Source organism: Lactobacillus sp. wkB8, from assembly GCF_000761135.1.
Taxonomy (GTDB): domain Bacteria; phylum Bacillota; class Bacilli; order Lactobacillales; family Lactobacillaceae; genus Lactobacillus; species Lactobacillus helsingborgensis.
This window is the reverse complement of the sequence record NZ_CP009531.1, coordinates 945,234-963,831: the sequence shown is the minus strand read 5'-3', so window position 1 is coordinate 963,831 and position 18,598 is coordinate 945,234. Positions and strand designations below refer to the sequence as shown.

Genomic DNA, 18,598 nt, shown 5'->3' with positions numbered 1-18,598 from the left:
ATTTGTTCATCCTCGTTTTTATTTAATTCTTTTACTTAAAACACGTTCTTTTTCTGGAGTAACTTCGATTGAATTTTGCCCAGTATAAATTACAAAACCCGGCTTTGCGCCATTAGGTTTTTTAACTCGCTTGTCAACCACATAATCTACTTGAACGTGGGCTGAATTCTTAGCTTTAGAGAAATAGGCCGCAATCTCTGCAGTTTCTTTAATGTCTTCATCAGTTGCTTCACTAGATTGTAATATGACATGTGACCCTGGAATATTTTTGACATGGAACCAAATATCAGTTTTATTGGCTTTCTTCAAAGTTAACCAATCATTTTGTAAATTATTTTTACCGACCAAAACGGTCTTGCCCGATGAAATGCGGAATTTATTAAGATTTTTTTCCGTAATTTTCTTTTTGCGCTTCGGTTTTTGTGGCTTTTTCAAATAACCTTGACTCGTTAATTCATCAGTAATTTGGTCAATATCTTGGGGTTCCGCGTTGTCAATAGCTGTTTGAATTGTATCAAAATAGTTTAAATTAGTTTGGGCAATGCTGATTTGCTCCTTAACATGCTTGATTGAATCACGTAGCTTTTTATACCTAGTAAAGTACTTTTGACCATTACGAGCAGGAGAGAGTGCAGTATCAAGTTTAATTTTAATTGGTTTGTTATTGTCGTAATAATTAGGTAATTCTATTTGACTCATTCCTGGTTTTACTTGAGCTAAATTCGCATTAAGAATCTCACCACGAATCCTATAGCCTTCGGAATTTTCTGCTTGATCCAACTGTTTTTTCAGCTTAACAATTTTTTTGGTCAGTTTATTATGCTCATTTTTAATGACACGTTCAATTTGACTAGATTTTTGTTTGACCCAGTCCTGATTTGACTGATACTGATAAAACTCGTCTAGCGCGTGGTTGAAATCAGGATCGGAAGCTTCTTTTGTTAAGTCCAAATGATACGGCAAATAAGGGAAAATTTTTCGTTTATTTTTCGGCGTTTTTAATATAAAAGCACCTTTTTTATCGAACTGGTCCATAAAAGTTTTAAAAGATGAAAATGATAAATCGTCTTCCAAATAGCCCTCAAGCTCTTGGCGATCATCACGATCAAGGCCACCAAATTGCTTGGCTAATGCTGCAGGATCTGTACCAGTCGCTTTTAAATTAAATTCTGCCTCGGTAATCTTAAAACCATTAATTCCAGGGATAAGGGGAGGTAATTCATATTTTGCTTTAGGCAGCAATAAGCGAACCCGATTTTCATCAGGATTAACCCGTTTTAGCAGATCTATTATCTGTCCACTTTTTTGGTCATACAAAATAACATTGCTGTGACGCCCCATTAGCTCTAGAGATAAAACCAGTTGAACTTGATCACCAAGTTCGTTACGATTACTAAAATTAAAATTGACGATACGGTCAACGCCAACCTGATCAATCGATTGTAAGACAGAGCCCTCTAAGTATTTGCGTAAGACCATTACGAAAGTAGGGGCCTTGTCCGGATTAACTATAGCCTGCTTCGTCACATAAAAACGTGGATATTGCGCATTAGCAGAAAGCAGGAGTTGAATGTTTTTGCGTTCTTTTCTAAAAGTTAATATTAAATCCTGTGCAAATGGCTGGTATATTTTTGAAAGCCTGCCGTTTACAACTAAAGGTCTAACACTATTTAACAGACTATGTATGAATAAGCCATCATAAGCCATAATTATCACCTCAAAACACGTTTTCTATTATACCAATTATTTGCTGATATGTATAAGGGACAAATTACATTTTGTAAACTACAAAATTGCCTTAAACTTAAAATAGAGTACTGCTATTAATATATTAATTTATAACGCATCAAAAAAGAAAACATTGCAAAAACTTGATATACTGGTAATATAGATTTAAAGTTATCACAGCGAATGTTTATAAGCTAAAATTAATAGTTACAAATATTACTATAAAAGTTAAGCACAATTGTTTCACAATTTTTAACTGCTATTCTAATATCTGCTTAGCAAGCATAATATTGCTTTAATTTAGTTTATAAAATTTTTTTATGATTTATTTTAATCAGAAAAGGTAGTTAAATGGACGTTTTATCATTTAGTACAATTGCGGGCAATATCAAAAATGAGATCAGCAGAAAATGTGGGTTGAATCTGTCACAAACAAGAATATTACTGTATTTTTACCGAAATAACAACACAGCTTTAAAAATGGGGGATTTGGCTAACAAACTACAAATTTCGTTATCAACTTTAAGTAGGCAATTACAGCAGAAAAAAACTATGAGTCTAGTGACTATTAAACGTTCTGAAACTGATTCAAGTAAAACTGTTTGGTTAAATCAACATGGCCTGGCAAAAATTGAAGAATTAAGGAAGACTTTAAAAGAAATTGAGGAGTCTTTATTACAGGGACTATCAGACGACGAAATTAAACTTTTAAATCAGATTTTCACTAAGTTAGTTCAGAAAACTGAAAAATCAACTTCTATATAGTTGATAGTCGAAACACCTACTTTTTTATGCTATAATTCTTTTATATTGTACAGACAAAAGCGGAAGGTAAGTTAGATGAAAATTGCATTAGTAACTGATAGTACTAGCGCCATAACAAAACAAGAGGCAGAAGAAAACAATATTATTGTTGTTTCAATTCCCATTATCATAGGTAAAAAAGAATATTTGGAAAATGTTGACATTACCTCTGACCAGCTTTTTAAAATGCAACGTGAAGGGGCAGACTTCCCCAAAACCTCTCAACCAAGTACAGGAAGTTTAATTCGCCTTTTTGACCACTTGCTTGACCAAGGTTATGAAGCAATCATCGCTATTACACTTTCAAGTGGTATCTCAGGCTTTTATCAGACACTATGCAATATCGCAGATAATAATCCTAAATATAATTTACATCCTATAGATACCCGAATGACTGTGCGTTTGCAAGGAAACCTAGTTTTAGCAGCGGCAAAGATGATCAAAAACGGTGTTGAATTGGAGAGTATTCTCACTCATCTTGATGAAATTCGGTCAACGATTGATGAAATATTTGTTGTCAACGATCTGAATAATTTAAGTCGTGGAGGACGGCTAAGCAATGCTGGTGCTTTTATCGGCTCAATGCTTAACATTAAGCCGCTACTTACGTTTAAAGATGGCAACATAGTTGCCTTTGATAAGATACGCTCAATGAAGCGAGCATTTCTTAAAATCAAGAAGTTAACTGTGAAAAAGATTGATCAACTACCGTATAGGGATAAAATCAAGCTATTTATCATTGATTCCAATGACAGTAGTCAAGTCGCTGAAGCGAAAACTTTCTTAAAGGAGAAATTTCCTGAGCAAAGTATTTCAGTCACTAAATTTAGCCCGGTAATTGCTACACACCTAGGTGAAAAATCTTTTGCAATCGGTTGGATGATTGATATTGACAAAATTGACTTAACGAAATAAAAGCAGCTGCTAAGAGCTGCTTTTTTGCTATGAAATTATGAGGTTACTAATGAAAAAATTAGATCAACTTACAAAATGGGCAGTAGAATTGCAAAGTATAGCCCAAAATGGTTTGGAATATGGTCATGACCGCTTTGACAGAGAAAGGTATGAGCAAATAAGAGTGATTGCCACTAAAATAATGGCTGCTAAAACGGATTTGCCGCTTAAGGTAGTTAAGGGTCTGTTTAGCAGCGAGGATGGTTATCAAACGCCCAAGGTATCCACCAGAGCAGCAATTTTTCAAGATCAAAAAATAATGCTGGTAAAAGAAAGTACAGATAACTTATGGTCAATGCCAGGTGGCTGGTGTGAACCAAATTTAACAGTCAAAGAAAATTGTATTAAAGAAACAAAAGAAGAAGCTGGTCATCAAATTACTGTAGAACGCATCATTGCAGTTAATAATCACTCAACTAATATTCATAATAAAGAACAAGTAGAACGAGTGATCAATGTTTGCAACGTAATCTTTCTTTGTCATGATCTTGGAGGTAAATTTGCTCAAAACACTGAAACAAAAGAATGCAAGTACTTTTCATTAACCAATCTACCAGACTTATCTTTACCACGTAATACCCTAGAAGAAGTTAAAATGTGTTTTGCAGCAAACAATGATCCACAATGGCAGACTAAATTTGAATAAAAATTTTAAGGCTGAATTTTATTTTTAGTATCCTTTTCGTTAGTAGCCCCATTTTGGTCTGCATTTGCTATTTTATTTAAGGCTGCACGTTGTTTTTTTTGATCGACATGCGTGTATAAGTCTGTTGCAGTAGTACCTTTTTGCCCTAATTGTTGGGCTACTAAAACCTGATCTTTGGTCACACCATATAGTTCAGAGGCCAGGGTGTGACGTAACTTATGGGGCGTAAGCGGGTGCCCAAAAGCAGCCGAATATTTACTAACCATTTTCTCAATTGCACTTGCCGTAATCCGTCTCGTTTTATTATGCCAACGAGTGAGAAAGAAAGCATTCGTATTTTTCGTAGCAGAATAGCTCTGTCTACGAATTTTTTTATATGCTGTAATATAACTTAAAGTCCACTCAGCAATTGGCACACTGTCTTTTTGACCGCCTTTGCGGGTGACATCAAGTGTAGCCTTCTTGAAATTAATATCTGATAGGTCTACACCAGCACATTCAGAAACCCTTATTCCAGTACCAAGTATTAAAGCAATGACTGCCATGTCTCGTTCTTTATTAATTTTGAAGCTTGGTAAAGCATGTTTGTTACAGATATTCTGATAGTCGTTTTCAATAAAATCTAAAAATTGGTATTTTAACTTTCCGGTATACATATGTGATTCAAGCACGTGTGCACGATAATTTAAAGTTTCTGTATTATTGAGTGAATCAATCTTAAGCATCACATTGCGCTCAAAGTAAGGCTGGCCGTTGATATTATCTGCAGTTATAGTTAAAAATTTAAAAAGAGATCTAAGTGCATTAATTGAACGATTAATAGTGGTGGGGGAGCTTAAATTGCCCTGCTTGTTTTTGACGTGACCAAGGTAATTAATGTAAAGCATAATATCATTTCGGTGAAGATTTGCCAGGGTTTCTGTTGTCACATGCTGGTTATCCTTAGCATCTGAAATTCCTTCTTGGCGAAGCCAATTAAAAAAACGTCTAATTTCTGTTAAATACTGGTAAGAAGTGGCTAAGGAATGGGTAGTGCCAAAGTTATATTCCTTCACAAAATCTGGCATCTTATTTAATTCATCATCAATTAAGTTTAAATATTTTTTGGTTTCCACGTAATAAATTCTTCTCCTATAAATAAATCATTTTTGGTAGTTAATAGCTTGTTCCAATAAGGAATTAAGCACAACAAACATTGGCATTTTGTTAGTTAAGTTATAACCTTTATAAAAAATGTTAGGTGAATAACAAAATAAGGGTATATCAGCCATTTTTGCTAAAGGGGAGAAATGGCTGACATCACTGACAGTTATTAGTTTGATGTTTTTTTCTTTAACTAACTTAGCAATTTTTAAAGTTTGCTCTGAATCGCCGGAAAAACTAAGCATACAAACTATTAAATTGGAATAGTGGTTAAGAATATCCCAAATTTCTTCTGTATAACTGCAAAAAACCGAGTTGTTGTATACAGCGTTAAACGCATAAGTAAAATAACGTCCAACATTGCCGGTTTCACCAGAAGCACAGAAAACAACTTTTTTAGCTTTACTGAATAAGTTGACTATCTGTACTTCTTTTTTCTTGTTAATTAGCTTAACCGTATTTTCAAAGAGAATTCTTTGAGAAAAAGCCTGACTGTCTTCAGAGAATGTATCTAAATTATATTTCAGTTCGGTATATCCTTTATAATTAAGCTTTTTACACAACCTAGTAATAGTATTAGGCACTACTGAAGTATTAGATGCCAAACAGGTTATGGACATGTTCTTAACCTGACTACTATGCGCAAGAATATAGTCGCAAATATATTCCTCTGAATCTGTTAATTCATCTTCATGAGCTTGATAAACTTCTTTAAAACTTAGCATTTTTACAACTCCTTTCTCAAGAAACTTTATAAATCTTAATTCAATTATGTGTAATTTTACACATTGGGTCAAGGAGAAAAATAAAAAGGTTGCACTTTTAACAGAAAAGCAATCGCTTTCAAAATTCGTATTAAGATAAAAATGAAATCAATAAAAATAATATATTTGATTGATTTCATAGGTTTTGAGCTCAAAAAAATAAGGTTACCAAGTTAAAGTTTTTAATTAACAAACAGGAAGGGTATGTTATGAAAAGAATTTTGATTTTAGGAAGCAGTGGGGGCAATTTATACAATCTTGGAGGAAAAGATCCAAAAAGTCTTTTAGAAGCCGTAGTTAGACAGGTGCAATCAACCACAGAAACGGAAATAGCAGCAATACAATTCGTTGCTGTAGATGCTTCATTAGATTTCGCTAAACCGACCACTGCAGCACATTTATGGTCATGGAATGGACAAGAACCAGTAATTATTGCTGAGGGCACTTTAAAAGAAATTGATAAAGTTGCCCAAGAGCATGATCAAAAAATGGCAGATTTAATAGATTCTAATCAGGTTGATGGCCTAATATTAATGAGCGCTGATCCCGCAGGAACGAATAAAAAGGCGATCACTGCGGCAATTAAACATCATATTATTGCTGCTGGAACTGGCGGCACATCTATGTCCAATGCGCAAAAAATGGGGTTGGATGTAGTTGCCGTATCTGGAACTACAGGTACTACTAATGAAACTAGGGCAGTAAGTGCAATGTTTGCTTTAACCAAAAAATGGCAAATTAAATATTCTCCTTTAATTGGTGGAACTGATAAGGACAATAATGGAGCTAGTCAAAATATTTGGCAAAATATTAGCTTACGCGGAATTTTAATGGCATGTTTGCCAGCTTTTATTACTATGGCAATTACACTTTTAATATCGAAGATACCCGGTATTCCCAAGTCTACCAATGCGCTTTTTGACATCATGCTGAACGGTTTACCAGTAATAATATCAGCAGTTGCCGCCAAACAAATATCTGGTTTGAACGATATTGCTATCTGCGCCGGCGTGATCGCTGGACTCTTTTCAACAAAAGGTGGTCTAATTGGCGGAATAATTTGTGGTATTATGGCCGGAATTTTGGTCAGTGTCATTTTTAAAAAATGTTTACAATGGCATTTTCCGGGAACAACAGCAAATATTTGTGCAGGATCATTTGCCGGATTAATTTCTGGTTTAACAGGTTACTATTTAATTGCTCAGTTATCGGCAAAATTGGGCGATTTTTTACAATTTATTTTAAATACTGCGATCGCTATTAATCCTATTTTAGCAGGTGCGGTTGCGGGTTTCATCATTTTTCCAGCCATATTGACAGGCTGCTATCACGCGATTTTTCTACCTTTAATTATGTTGCAAATGTCTAAATATGGAAACAGTTTCTTGGGTGCGATTGACATGTGCTCTTTAATAATGGTTGCTACAGGAATAAATCTGGCAAATGTACTCTATCCCCAAAAACCAAGTGATAGAGCTTTAGCAGTCCCAGGTTTATTTATAAATCTACTTTTTGGAACGTATGCCGAATCAGTTTATCCTTTTATTCTTTCAAATAAATTGGAAATGATTGGCACGTTAATTTGTTCAACTCTTGCAGGATGCGTCGTAGGCCTATTTAACGTGAGTGGTACCGCTTATGTGCCATCGTTTTTAGGACCCGCAATGTCGAATAACTGGTTGGGCTTTTTACTTGCAATGCTAACGGGTATTGTATCTGCATTCATAATGGTTTTGTTAATTAACAAACTTGAAAAAGGCAAACTCTCGTAGCCAAAAAGATTGAACTCAAAATCGCATGGTGTTTATTATTCAAATTTGCAAATATTTAGGAGGAACTTATGATAAAACAGGACATGAAAAACAAAATGGCAATAGCACGGCAAAAGGTTGAAAAGGCCATCGAAAAAGACAATGGTACCACATTAATGAGTACTGGTATGACTGGTGATGACGCACGACTAGCTAAAGCAGCGGTTGCAGGGGGAGCAAAAATTTTAGAAGCAAACCATCCCGCAGTTACTTTAGCAAGAGGCCTCGAGGGTGTTTCAACTATGGGAGACGCCGAATATGTGCGGCACGAACTGCCATTAAAAAGTATGCTTGAATGTGTGAGGGGAGTGCGCGCAGTTGTCGGACCGGATATTTATTTAACCGTTGGTTTTCCTGGAAGTTTTACAGAAAGAGAGCCCATTCCACTGACAAGTGAAGATTTTCGTCAATTGGCTTTAGCAGGTGCAGATGGTGTTCATTGCCACAAATCTAGTTTAGCCGATTTAAAAGATGTTGTTACCTTAGCACATGAGAACGGTTTACTAGTCGATTCTTATATCGGTAAAAAATCAGATCTGCACCAATTTGGTATTGGTGCCGAAGATATTACAGAAGTGAAAAAAGTTGCCTTAGCAATGCAAGAAATTGGCGCCGACTTTATTGGTATGATGACAGGAATGAGTTATGAAGGCGTCGCTGCAGGAGAGATACCACAGGAAATTAAAGACCGTTTACAAGCATTGATTGAGACTGTTTCAGTTCCTACATTCGCTGAAGGGGGGATCAATGAAGTCAATGTGAAAGCCTTTAAAAATACCGGAGTAAATGTGGTGACAGTGGGGACAGCAATGGATGACTATGCAGAGGGGGCGATTAAATCAGCGGTAGCAAAATTTATTAATCAACAATAAAATTAAAGAATATTTTTAATTGAAATGCACCTTGTTAAGTTGAGGTGCATTTTTGGTATTCAAAATATAAATCTAATTACCTTTCATTAAAATTATAGTTTTAATGAAAGCATTCTTTAAAAACAGCTATCTAAAAGGCTTTTCAGCAATTAAATTTATTCAGCTTTCATATATTATCGCCTTTAAGAACTATTTAGTCAAAACAACAAGCTCAGCCACATCATTATCATGATCTGTTTTACACAGTATTGTTTATCAAACTCTAAATTTTTTAGTCGCATTAACCTAAAAAATAAAAAATTTAATTTAGGTTCCAAGCACATCAAAATAGACACTGGTAATTTAAAAACACGAGATGAAGATTTTAAGTTCATTACGTGATTAATCATACGTAAAACTAATTTAAAGTCGTTTAAAACTTTATCTTCAACAACTTAAAATAAGTACCTCTATTTGAAGTCTATCTTAAAGTTTGATATTACTTTACATAATATATATTATACGAAGTTACATCGCACCTTTGAGTTTATCAGATTTGCTGCCCCTGCTTGTATTATTCTTCGATTACTTTTACCAAAGAAATACAAAAATAAAAATTTATATTTCTTTGGTAATCAAACTATTTTTACCAGAATAAAGCATAAATTTAATTCTTTGACAAAGATTGTATTCAAAATATAATTGAACTGTTGTGCTTAAAAAATAAAATCTTGCTGTTAAATTATAGTCTTTTAAGGGTTGCTCTTTTATTTACTTATTTAAAATAACCCTCAAAAAATGTAAAAATATAAATAAAAGCGCTTTCTATAATAACTAACTATATGAACCACAGATTTTTTTAGATCACTTTTTAAGTAATCTCGTATATGCAACTACGACAAGCAAATACACGCTTTGATAGAATATTTAACGTTATTTCCTTTTCCATTTTAGTTTTAATTAATTGGTGCTTTTTTATTTTAATTTACCAAAAAATAGCTTACAATACTATGTGGGGTATAGTTTAAAACATTTAGTTTGAGTAGAAATTTGTCAAAAGCAAGTGTTTTATTCATTATTATTTTTGTTTTATTGTTCACTTCTATAATTAATCTGTTATTATAGAATATGGAATTATTTTTTTGAAAGGGTTGAATTTATTCCATGAGTATAAATTTAGGAAAAGAAATATGCCGTAGGCGGCGTGAACAAAAGTTGACTCAGGAGGATCTCGCTGAATTAAGTGATTTATCAGTCAACTTTATTTCACGTCTTGAACGTACAAAAAACCAAAATATTAGTATTCAAAAGCTTGACTCAATTGCCAGAGCCTTAAATACTACTACACCAGATATTATCATGAATGCTTACCGCTTTAAGGAAGTTAAAGTTGAAAACCATCAAGATAATACTCCTGTATTTATTAAGAAGGTTCTTAATGAACTTAGAAAAATGTCACCTGACAAGGCCGAAAGAGTATGTAAATCATTCATTATTTTGGCTAAAGAAATCAATAAAGACTAAAAAAAAGCACGAAATAGAAATTCTATTTCGTGCTTTTTTAAATTACTTGAATGCGTCTGTCAATGGCGGTACTACTTGTTTCTTTCTTGAAACTACTCCTGGCAAACTGATTTCTGAATCTTTGACAGAACCAAATGCTTTTTCAAATGAAGCTAGTGCATCATCTGAACCTATAACTAATGCAGTTGAATCTGAGTCGAGTACATTAGTTATAAGCAGCATAAATAAATCGTAACCAGCAGAATTTGCTGAATCGCTCATGGCTTTCAAGAACGCATCTTTACGTTCTAAGGCTTCTGGTAAATCAACTACATTTATCTGAGCAACGCGAACGTTTTTACCGTTAAGGTCAAAAGACTTGGCGTCCAAATCAATTAGTTCTTCTTCTGATTTACTTGCAATATTAGTACCAGCTTTAAGTTCTTCCAGACCATATTTTTCATAGTCAACGTCAGCAATCTTGGCTAGTTCTTTTACTGCTTCCCTATCCTTTTCAGTTGTAGTAGGAGATTTCAATAGCAAAGTATCTGAAATTATCGCAGATAACATAATTCCAGCTATATTTTGGGGAATTTCAACACCAAAGTGCTTGTATAGTCCCAGCATAATTGTACTTGTGCAACCTACTGGTTCAGCCAAATAGAATAACGGCATACTGGTATCAAAATTCATAATTCTATGGTGATCAACCACATGAGTAACAGTAACTTGATCAATATCCGCAACACTTTGTTGAGGTTCATTATGGTCAACAAGCATTACTTTCTTAACTTCATTTGCTGCTGTTTTTATCACTCTAGGTGCCTCAAAGCCAAACTTATTTAAAGCAAAAGCAGTTTCGTCATTAGCTTCACCTAAAGCAACAGCTTCTGTGTTATACCCTAATTTATTTTGTAAATAAGAGTAAGCTATCGCTGTACCAATTGCATCTGTGTCTGGATTTTGATGACCAAAGACTAATTCTTTTTCCATTTATTCTCCTCTATTTCTTCTTTTATAAAAATATACTTATATCATAGTTTACCCAATAATGCTTAAGTAACCAAGAGTATTTTTACACGGTTAAATTTATTTAAAAATTATACTCTATATTAAATATTAGCTTAAAAAGTTCTTCAATTCGACTAAAAAGTTCTTGATTCTGGGAACGTCTTTTTTACCCTTACGGTAAATAAACGAAATTGAAAACTTTTGAACACCCTTTAAAAAGACTGGGGTCAGAGTAATTTCATTTTTGTGTAATTGAAAATATGAATCGCTCACAACTGTATCATATTTAGTTTCTTGTGCAGTCGCCACTAACTGCTGAGTGGAAGTAAAAGTTAGGGGTACTTTTAAACCATTTCTGGTATTTAATTTACTACCCAACTTTCCTTTTAATAATTGAGTTAAATAAAAGTCGTCAGGATAAAGAACCCACTTTTTGCCTAAAAATTTAGAAACAGGATAGGCCTTCCCTACTTCCGCTTGATTATCATGGGTTAAGATTGTCAATTTATCCTGAACAATTTTCATTTGTTCGTACTGATTCTGAATGTTTGCTTGGCTTTTCTTAGTTGTTTCAGGCACATACAACAAAGCTAAATCAATTAAATTATTGTCGAGATTATACCAAAGGTCTTTACGATTATAGTAGGAAACATTAATAGTAATATCTGGAAATTTTTGGTTAAATTTAACCAAAAAATGTCGCAGAATGTCAGAATTAACACTTTCCAAAACTCCAATAGCAATATGCCCTTTATCTTCTTGGGTAAATTCTTGAATATCGCTAACAACAGAATTTACAGTTCCAAGAAGCTTGATTGCACCGGTTTGTAATTGTTTCCCAGCTTCAGTAAGATAAAGTTTTTTGCCCATTTGACCAAACAAAGGAGTTCCGATTGCATGCTCTATCTTTTTTATTTGTTGAGTTAATGCAGGTTGAGTAATACCAAGTATTTGAGCAGCTTGAGTATAATTCATGGTATCGATTAATTGCAAGAAATAATGTAAGGACTTGGTTGATAGTATTGTTTCTGTTTTAGGCATAAAATTATTCCTTCTATCTTAACAATTATATAGCTCTATTTATATGCTATTATTAATCAAAAACCCCTTTGTGTCAAAGTAATATTAAATTTTATCAAAGTGCTTTCATAATTTATTTATATCATTAAATAAATTAAAATTTATTCTGCACTTAACGGCTTTCCCAATCGTATATTGACTGGTACCCCATCACTCGTTATATCAATTACAAATGAACCATTTGAATATCTATCACTAACCGGATACTCATTAGTTAACACTTTAATTTTTCTCTTGCTTGTAGTAGTAACAAATAAGGTATGATCCTGACCATAAGCTGTAACTGCCGCAATACGATGTGGTTTGGTCTTTAATTCTCTTAGTACTAAAACACCCCGTTTAGCCCGTGTTACCTTATTGATCAGATCAGCTTTAAACTGCTTAAAGGCACCTCTTTGTGTAATTAAACCAATACGCAGCAAATCAATAAATTCTGGATTTACTAAAACATAGGAAACTACAAAGTCTTCAGTTTTAAGATTGACTGATTTAACTCCAAAAGATTTAGCACCAGATTCAGGTACTTCACTAATATCAAAACGAATCGCATAAGCATTATGGGTAAATAAAATGATTTCTGCTGCACTATCAGGTTTAACTAAATCAACACGAATAACTTTACTATCGGCTTTTTTCATTTTCATAGCTGTGATAGCTCGTGAACGGTAAGTTCTTGTAGGTTGAAGGTTACTTAAACTCAGCTGCTTAATATAGCCGTCATTAGTAGCCAGCAAGAAATTAATATTTTGGTCCAGCTCAGCAAAATCAAATACGCGAATGATGTTTTCATCATCATCCAACCCTATTTCTTGAGAAAGATGCTGCCCTGTTTCTTTCCACTTAGCTTCAACCAATTCACTTACTGGACGATAAATCACATTTCCACGACTAGTAAAAAGATATAAATTAGTCAAAGTAGAGAGCGTTTTTTCAAACACTACATCATCCCCACCCGGCAAACCATTATCTTCATCATCGCTTGACTGCCATGAACGCAGAGAAGACCTCTTTAAATAGCCATCCCTACTTATTAACACCCGCACTTGTTCATCAGCAACCAGTGCTTTTTCGTCAATTTGAATTTTGGCGTTTTCTGAAGAAATTTCTGTCCGGCGAGGATTGCCAAATTCTCTTTTCACGACAGATAATTCTTTAACTATTTCTTTTTCCAGTGTCTTCTGGTTAGAGAGTAACTCCTTAAAACGCGCAATCTTCTCGTTTAATTCTGTCTGTTCTTTGACTAACGCATCAACGTCTGTATTAGTTAATCGATATAACTGGAGAGATACAATTGCTTCCGCCTGTCTAGCAGAAAAATTAAATTTTTCAGACAAATTGGTCTTAGCTTCTGCTTTATTTTTAGAAGCCCTAATTACCTTGATAACCTGATCCAAAATATCCATTGCGTGAATTAAGCCTTGAATTATTTCAAGCCGTTCCTCAGCTTTATTTAGATCATACTTTGTCCTCTTAGTTACAATATCTTTTTCATGTTCTAAGTATGAAGACAAGATGTGTTTCAGACCAACCTGCATTGGTGTCATGTGATCAATAGCAACCATATTGAAATTGTATGATACCTGCAGTTCAGTATTTTTAAAGAGATAATTTAAGATATTTTGTGCATCAGCACCCTTTTTAAGTTCGACTACAATAGATAATCCATGTCTATCAGTTTCATCACGCACTTCTGCAATGCCGTCAATCTCTTTGTTTAAGCGGATTTCATCCATTTTTTTAACCAAAAGAGCTTTGTTAACGGCAAAAGGAATTTCCGTAATTACTATTTCTTCGCGGTGACCCCTTATTTCTTGAATAGTCGACTTTGCGCGTACCTGAATGCGGCCGCGACCAGTTTCATAAGCTTCACGTAATCCTTTTTCTCCTAAGACAATAGCCCCTGTCGGAAAGTCAGGACCTTTGACAAATTTCATCAGGTCATCTAAAGTCGCAGCCGGATTTTTCAGCAAATAAATAGTAGCGTCGATAACTTCAGAGATATTGTGAGGTGGAATTTCGGTAGCATATCCTGCTGAAATACCGGTAGAACCATTAACTAACAAATTAGGAAAACGAACTGGTAATACTGTAGGCTCGTACTCGGTATCATCAAAATTAAGTACCATGTTGACGGTGTCTTTATCAATATCTTGCAGCAACATGTTTGAAATCTTGCTTAAGCGCGACTCGGTATAACGCATAGCTGCAGGACCATCCCCGTCCATAGAACCGTTATTACCGTGCATTTCTATTAACGGCTCACGCATTTTCCAATCTTGAGAAAGGTGAACTAAAGCACCATAAATTGAACTGTCACCATGAGGATGAAAATTACCCATGATATTACCCACAGCCTTAGCTGCCTTTTTAAACGGTTTATCATAAGTGTTATTGTCCTGATACATAGCATATAAAATTCTGCGCTGCACAGGTTTTAAGCCATCACGAATATCCGGTAAGGCACGTTCTTGAATTATATATTTAGAATATCTGCCAAAGCGCTCACCCATAACTTGTTCAAGCGGCATTTCACGAATTCGCTCTTTAGTTGCCATTAATCAAACCCCTATTCATTTTCTTCCTCTAAAATTGAAGCATTTTCGCCCATTCTGAATTTAACGTTTTCTTCAATCCATTTTCTACGCGCTCCCGCCTTGTCACCCATTAATGTAGTCACACGGCGTTCTGCTAAAGCGGCATCATCAATCTTAACGCGGATCAGTAATCTGGTTTCAGGATCCATGGTCGTTTGCCATAACTGTTCGGCATTCATTTCACCAAGTCCTTTAAACCTTTGCAGGGTATATCCCCGACCCATTTTCTTTTCGTCAGCTGCTAATTCTTCATCGGTCCAGGAATATTTGACCTGCGCTTTTTTGCCTCGCCCTTTTTGCAAGCGGTAAAGGGGCGGCAGTGCAATATAAACCTTACCGTGTTCAATCATTGGTCTCATGTAACGATAGAAAAAAGTAAGCAGAAGTATCTGAATATGGGCACCATCGTCATCAGCGTCCGTCATAATAATTACTTTATCGTAATTTGAATCTGCCACTTTAAACTCAGTCCCAACACCCGCACCAATTGTGTAGATCATAGTATTAATTTCTTCGTTTTTAAAAATGTCTTGTAATTTAGCCTTTTGGGTATTTAAAACTTTACCCCGTAAAGGCAAAATAGCTTGAAATCTACGGTCACGGCCCTGTTTTGCTGAGCCACCGGCAGAGTCACCCTCAACTAAGAATAATTCATTTTTCTTAGGGTTGCGTGATTGTGCTGGTGTTAATTTACCGGAAAGAACCTCTTTTTTACGCCTTTTTTTACCGTTTCTACTTTCGTTGCGGGCTTTTTTGGCAGCTTCACGGGCATCCCTGGCTCTTTGGGCTTTTTTAACCAGTTCCTGCGCCAGTTCGCCTTTTTCCATTAAGTAATAAGACATTTTTTCATAGACAATAGCATCAACTACCGACCTAGCCTGAGGAGTACCCAGCTTACCCTTAGTCTGCCCCTCAAATTCCAATAATTCTTCTGGAATTTTAACTGATAAGACAGCACTTAAACCTTCCCGGTAATCAGAACCGTCAATATTTTTATCTTTTTTACTGAGTAAGCCTTGTTTTTTGGCATAATCGTTAAAAGCGCGGGTAAAACCGCTTCTTGCACCCACCTCATGGGTACCGCCATCTGCTGTACGAACATTATTTACAAAAGAAACCAAATTTTCAGAATAACTGTCACTGTATTGACCACTAAATTCAACTTCAATTTCATCTTGTTTGCCGGCAAAATAAAAAACATCATTCAGAGTATCTTTACCTTCATTAAGGTAGGAGACGAAGGCTTTAATGCCATCGTCATACTTGAAGTCATCGTGATGCTCCGGCTCACGTTCATCGGTTAAAACGAACCTGACACCTTTAAGCAAAAAAGCCGATTCACGAATACGTTCTTGAATAGTTTCATATTTATATTTAATGGTTGAAAATATCTTTTCATCTGGCTTGAATGTGATGGTCGTACCTGTTTTTTCTTTAGTCTTTCCTAAACGTTTTAAAGTCCCAATGGGATGACCGCCATCTTTAAATTCTTCTTCATACTCTATACCATCACGCACGACTTTCACATCCATGTAACTGGAAAGAGCATTAACAACGGAAGAGCCCACACCGTGTAGACCACCGGATGTTTTATAATTTTGTTCGGTAAATTTACCCCCGGCATGCAAAACAGTTAAAATAACTTCAATTGTCGGTTTACCTGATTTATGCATCCCAGTTGGCATACCGCGGCCAAAATCGCGTACGGTGACGCTATTATCTTGATGAATTGTAACGTCAATTTCTTTACCGAATCCGGCCATTGCTTCATCAACTGAATTGTCTACGATTTCGTAGACTAACTGATTCAGTCCGTGTACATCGGTTGAGCCGATATACATCCCCGGCCTTTTCCGCACAGCTTCCAAACCGTGAAGAATCTGAATCGCTGAATCATCATAAGAATTCGTTTTTTTACTTGTTTTAGTCAAATAGACTCCTCCAGTTTAAAATCATTTATTTATTTTCATCCTCATACTTAGTAATCTCTGATAAAATAGCCTTAGATGTTAAGAGAGTAGGATATAAATGATAAATCTAAATTTAATTCTGATATTTATTCTAGCATATTTAATAGGATCGTTTCCTACTGGGGTTATCGTAGGCAAGATATTTTTTTCTGAGGACATTAGAAATTATGGTTCCGGCAATATCGGCACTACTAATTCTTTTCGTGTTTTTGGTCCCGTTGCAGGAAGCGTAGTTTTAGTGATTGATGTTCTCAAGGGTACATTAGCAACTAACCTGCCGCGGCTATTTCATATTAATGGTCCTAAATACTTACTATTAATTTCCGGTGGGCTGGCTATCTTAGGGCACACTTTTTCTATTTTTCTTAAATTTAAAGGTGGTAAGGCAGTAGCTACCAGTGCCGGCCTTTTCTTGGGCTATAATTTAAAATTCTTTGGTGTTTGCGCGCTAATATTTTTGCCACTGGTTTTCATAACATCTTATGTCAGTTTATCCAGTTTAATTGCGGTAGTATTAATATTTATTGTTACTTTCTTTTTTCATGATGTTTTTCTTGAAATCATCGTCGGCTGCATCATGGTCATCTTATTTACCCGCCATAGAACTAATATCGTTCGCTTGCTGCACCATCAAGAAAATATCATTCCCTTTGGTCTATGGTATTGGTACAAGAAAAAGCACAATAAGTTATAACCCCTATTTATTAATATTTTTAGCTAGCTCAACTGCTAGCTATTTTATTATAATTGTTAGAACGTTAGTTCGCAACATCAGATTTTTGTCATAAAAAAAGAAAGCTCATGCTTTCTCTTTTATCATATAGAATTTTTCACTCATCTCGATCATGGAATGCCATACTGAACCCAGCGGTAAAAGTAGCTCCAGCTTCAAGATGATTCATGCCGTATTTTTCTTCGAGCTTTTGATTGGTGTCAGTGCGATCGGCAATCCCCCACCAAGGCTCAATACACACGAAGTCAGCTGTTTGAGGATATTGTGACCAGACTCCCACAAACGGAGCATCCCTCAGCCACACATTGACGTGAAAATTATTCGCATCTGTTTTTAATGAGATACGGTTATCATGGCCGCGCATTTGAAAAATCAATGCGTCATCTTTAAACAGATGATCACTCAGAGTAATCAAACTATTGGTTGAAGCTAGCGACCTATTAGCCCAATCTAAAAACTGACCGTTAAGGGGTATCCGCACGCGAGCTCTTGAAGGTTTGGTACTGAAGTAAAAATCTTCCTTAGTTAAATCAAAGCTCGTAGGAATATTAAAACCTGGATGCCCCCCAATACCAAAAATCATTTCTCCGTCAGACTTGTTATGTACGCTAAAATTTTCTTCCAGTAAGTTATTAAGCATGTTGTAATTTACCCGTAATTCAAAACTAAACGGATACACCTTTCTGGTTTGCTCATTATCTGTCAGCAAAAAAGTGATACTTTCAGCAGTTTGCTGCTCAACGGAAAATTCCAAGTCTCGGGCAAAACCATGCTGAGTTAAATGATAGGTTTTACCTTGATAAGTATATTCATCATTTTTCAGTCTACCCACAATGGGAAAGAGAATAGGTGCATGCCTTTGCCATATCTTTGGATCAGCCTGCCAAATGTATTCATACCCGCTATGTAAACTTTTAACACTTTGGACCTCAGCACCTTTACTGGCAATTTTAACCTGTAAAAAGCTGTTTTTGATAATGTAGTCCATGTTTGATCATCACCTTTG

General features: G+C 35.3%; 15 protein-coding genes. 7 read left to right on the top strand and 8 right to left on the bottom strand.

Translation table 11 applies throughout. The features are described 5' to 3' along the window. Nucleotides 1–18: 18 nt before the first annotated feature. Nucleotides 19–1,707 (bottom strand): NFACT family protein, encoded by a 1,689-nt coding sequence (locus tag LACWKB8_RS04510; protein ID WP_038522587.1) that lies wholly within the window; start codon nucleotides 1,705–1,707, stop codon nucleotides 19–21. 372 nt (nucleotides 1,708–2,079) lie between these two features. On the opposite strand from LACWKB8_RS04510, the gene LACWKB8_RS04505 reads away from it, so the two are divergent. From LACWKB8_RS04505 to LACWKB8_RS04495, 3 genes are all read left to right on the top strand, one after another. Next, nucleotides 2,080–2,493 carry a MarR family winged helix-turn-helix transcriptional regulator gene (locus LACWKB8_RS04505; protein ID WP_038522585.1) on the top strand — a complete coding sequence of 138 codons (414 nt, stop codon included), beginning with the start codon at nucleotides 2,080–2,082 and terminating at the stop codon, nucleotides 2,491–2,493. 75 nt (nucleotides 2,494–2,568) lie between these two features. Beyond that, nucleotides 2,569–3,447, top strand: a complete 879-nt coding sequence (locus LACWKB8_RS04500; RefSeq protein WP_038522582.1) for a DegV family protein — start codon at nucleotides 2,569–2,571, stop codon at nucleotides 3,445–3,447. Between the two features lie 49 nt (nucleotides 3,448–3,496). Continuing rightward, nucleotides 3,497–4,132: an NUDIX hydrolase N-terminal domain-containing protein gene (locus tag LACWKB8_RS04495; RefSeq protein ID WP_038522579.1), complete on the top strand. Its 636-nt coding sequence runs from the start codon at nucleotides 3,497–3,499 to the stop codon at nucleotides 4,130–4,132. Between the two features lie 5 nt (nucleotides 4,133–4,137). Here the strand turns inward: LACWKB8_RS04495 and xerS are convergent, their stop codons facing one another. Beyond that, the gene (gene xerS / locus LACWKB8_RS04490) at nucleotides 4,138–5,247 is read right to left on the bottom strand and encodes a tyrosine recombinase XerS (protein ID WP_038522576.1); all 1,110 of its coding nucleotides are present in this window, start codon (nucleotides 5,245–5,247) and stop codon (nucleotides 4,138–4,140) included. A 27-nt stretch (nucleotides 5,248–5,274) separates the two neighbouring features. Beyond that, nucleotides 5,275–6,000, bottom strand: a complete 726-nt coding sequence (locus LACWKB8_RS04485) for a MurR/RpiR family transcriptional regulator (protein WP_038522573.1) — start codon at nucleotides 5,998–6,000, stop codon at nucleotides 5,275–5,277. 248 nt (nucleotides 6,001–6,248) lie between these two features. Here LACWKB8_RS04485 and LACWKB8_RS04480 point away from each other — a divergent pair, with 248 nt between their 5' ends. From LACWKB8_RS04480 to LACWKB8_RS04470, 3 genes are all read left to right on the top strand, one after another. After that, entirely contained in the window at nucleotides 6,249–7,811 is a 1,563-nt protein-coding gene (locus tag LACWKB8_RS04480) for a PTS sugar transporter (RefSeq protein ID WP_038522570.1), read from the top strand. A gap of 68 nt (nucleotides 7,812–7,879) precedes the next feature. After that, nucleotides 7,880–8,722 carry a histidine biosynthesis protein gene (locus LACWKB8_RS04475; RefSeq protein WP_038522567.1) on the top strand — a complete coding sequence of 281 codons (843 nt, stop codon included), beginning with the start codon at nucleotides 7,880–7,882 and terminating at the stop codon, nucleotides 8,720–8,722. Between the two features lie 1,143 nt (nucleotides 8,723–9,865). Beyond that, complete coding sequence (locus LACWKB8_RS04470; protein WP_034979176.1) at nucleotides 9,866–10,225, top strand: helix-turn-helix domain-containing protein; 360 nt, start codon at nucleotides 9,866–9,868, stop codon at nucleotides 10,223–10,225. 42 nt (nucleotides 10,226–10,267) lie between these two features. On the opposite strand, the gene LACWKB8_RS04465 is transcribed toward LACWKB8_RS04470, so the two are convergent. The 4 genes from LACWKB8_RS04465 to parE form a co-directional block, all read right to left on the bottom strand. After that, a complete protein-coding gene (locus tag LACWKB8_RS04465; RefSeq protein WP_038522561.1) occupies nucleotides 10,268–11,197 on the bottom strand; it encodes a manganese-dependent inorganic pyrophosphatase in 930 nt (309 codons plus the stop codon). Nucleotides 11,198–11,323: 126 nt separating this feature from the next. Beyond that, nucleotides 11,324–12,256, bottom strand: a complete 933-nt coding sequence (locus LACWKB8_RS04460) for a LysR family transcriptional regulator (protein ID WP_038522558.1) — start codon at nucleotides 12,254–12,256, stop codon at nucleotides 11,324–11,326. Between the two features lie 140 nt (nucleotides 12,257–12,396). After that, on the bottom strand, nucleotides 12,397–14,850 hold the full coding sequence (gene parC, locus LACWKB8_RS04455) for a DNA topoisomerase IV subunit A (RefSeq protein WP_038522555.1): 2,454 nt from the start codon (nucleotides 14,848–14,850) through the stop codon (nucleotides 12,397–12,399). Between the two features lie 11 nt (nucleotides 14,851–14,861). Next, a complete protein-coding gene (gene parE / locus LACWKB8_RS04450) occupies nucleotides 14,862–16,820 on the bottom strand; it encodes a DNA topoisomerase IV subunit B (protein WP_038522552.1) in 1,959 nt (652 codons plus the stop codon). Nucleotides 16,821–16,917: 97 nt separating this feature from the next. On the opposite strand from parE, the gene plsY reads away from it, so the two are divergent. After that, nucleotides 16,918–17,553 (top strand): glycerol-3-phosphate 1-O-acyltransferase PlsY, encoded by a 636-nt coding sequence (gene plsY, locus LACWKB8_RS04445; protein WP_038522549.1) that lies wholly within the window; start codon nucleotides 16,918–16,920, stop codon nucleotides 17,551–17,553. Nucleotides 17,554–17,689: 136 nt separating this feature from the next. Here the strand turns inward: plsY and LACWKB8_RS04440 are convergent, their stop codons facing one another. Then, on the bottom strand, nucleotides 17,690–18,580 hold the full coding sequence (locus tag LACWKB8_RS04440) for an aldose 1-epimerase family protein (protein WP_038522546.1): 891 nt from the start codon (nucleotides 18,578–18,580) through the stop codon (nucleotides 17,690–17,692). Between the last annotated feature and the right edge of the window lie 18 nt (nucleotides 18,581–18,598).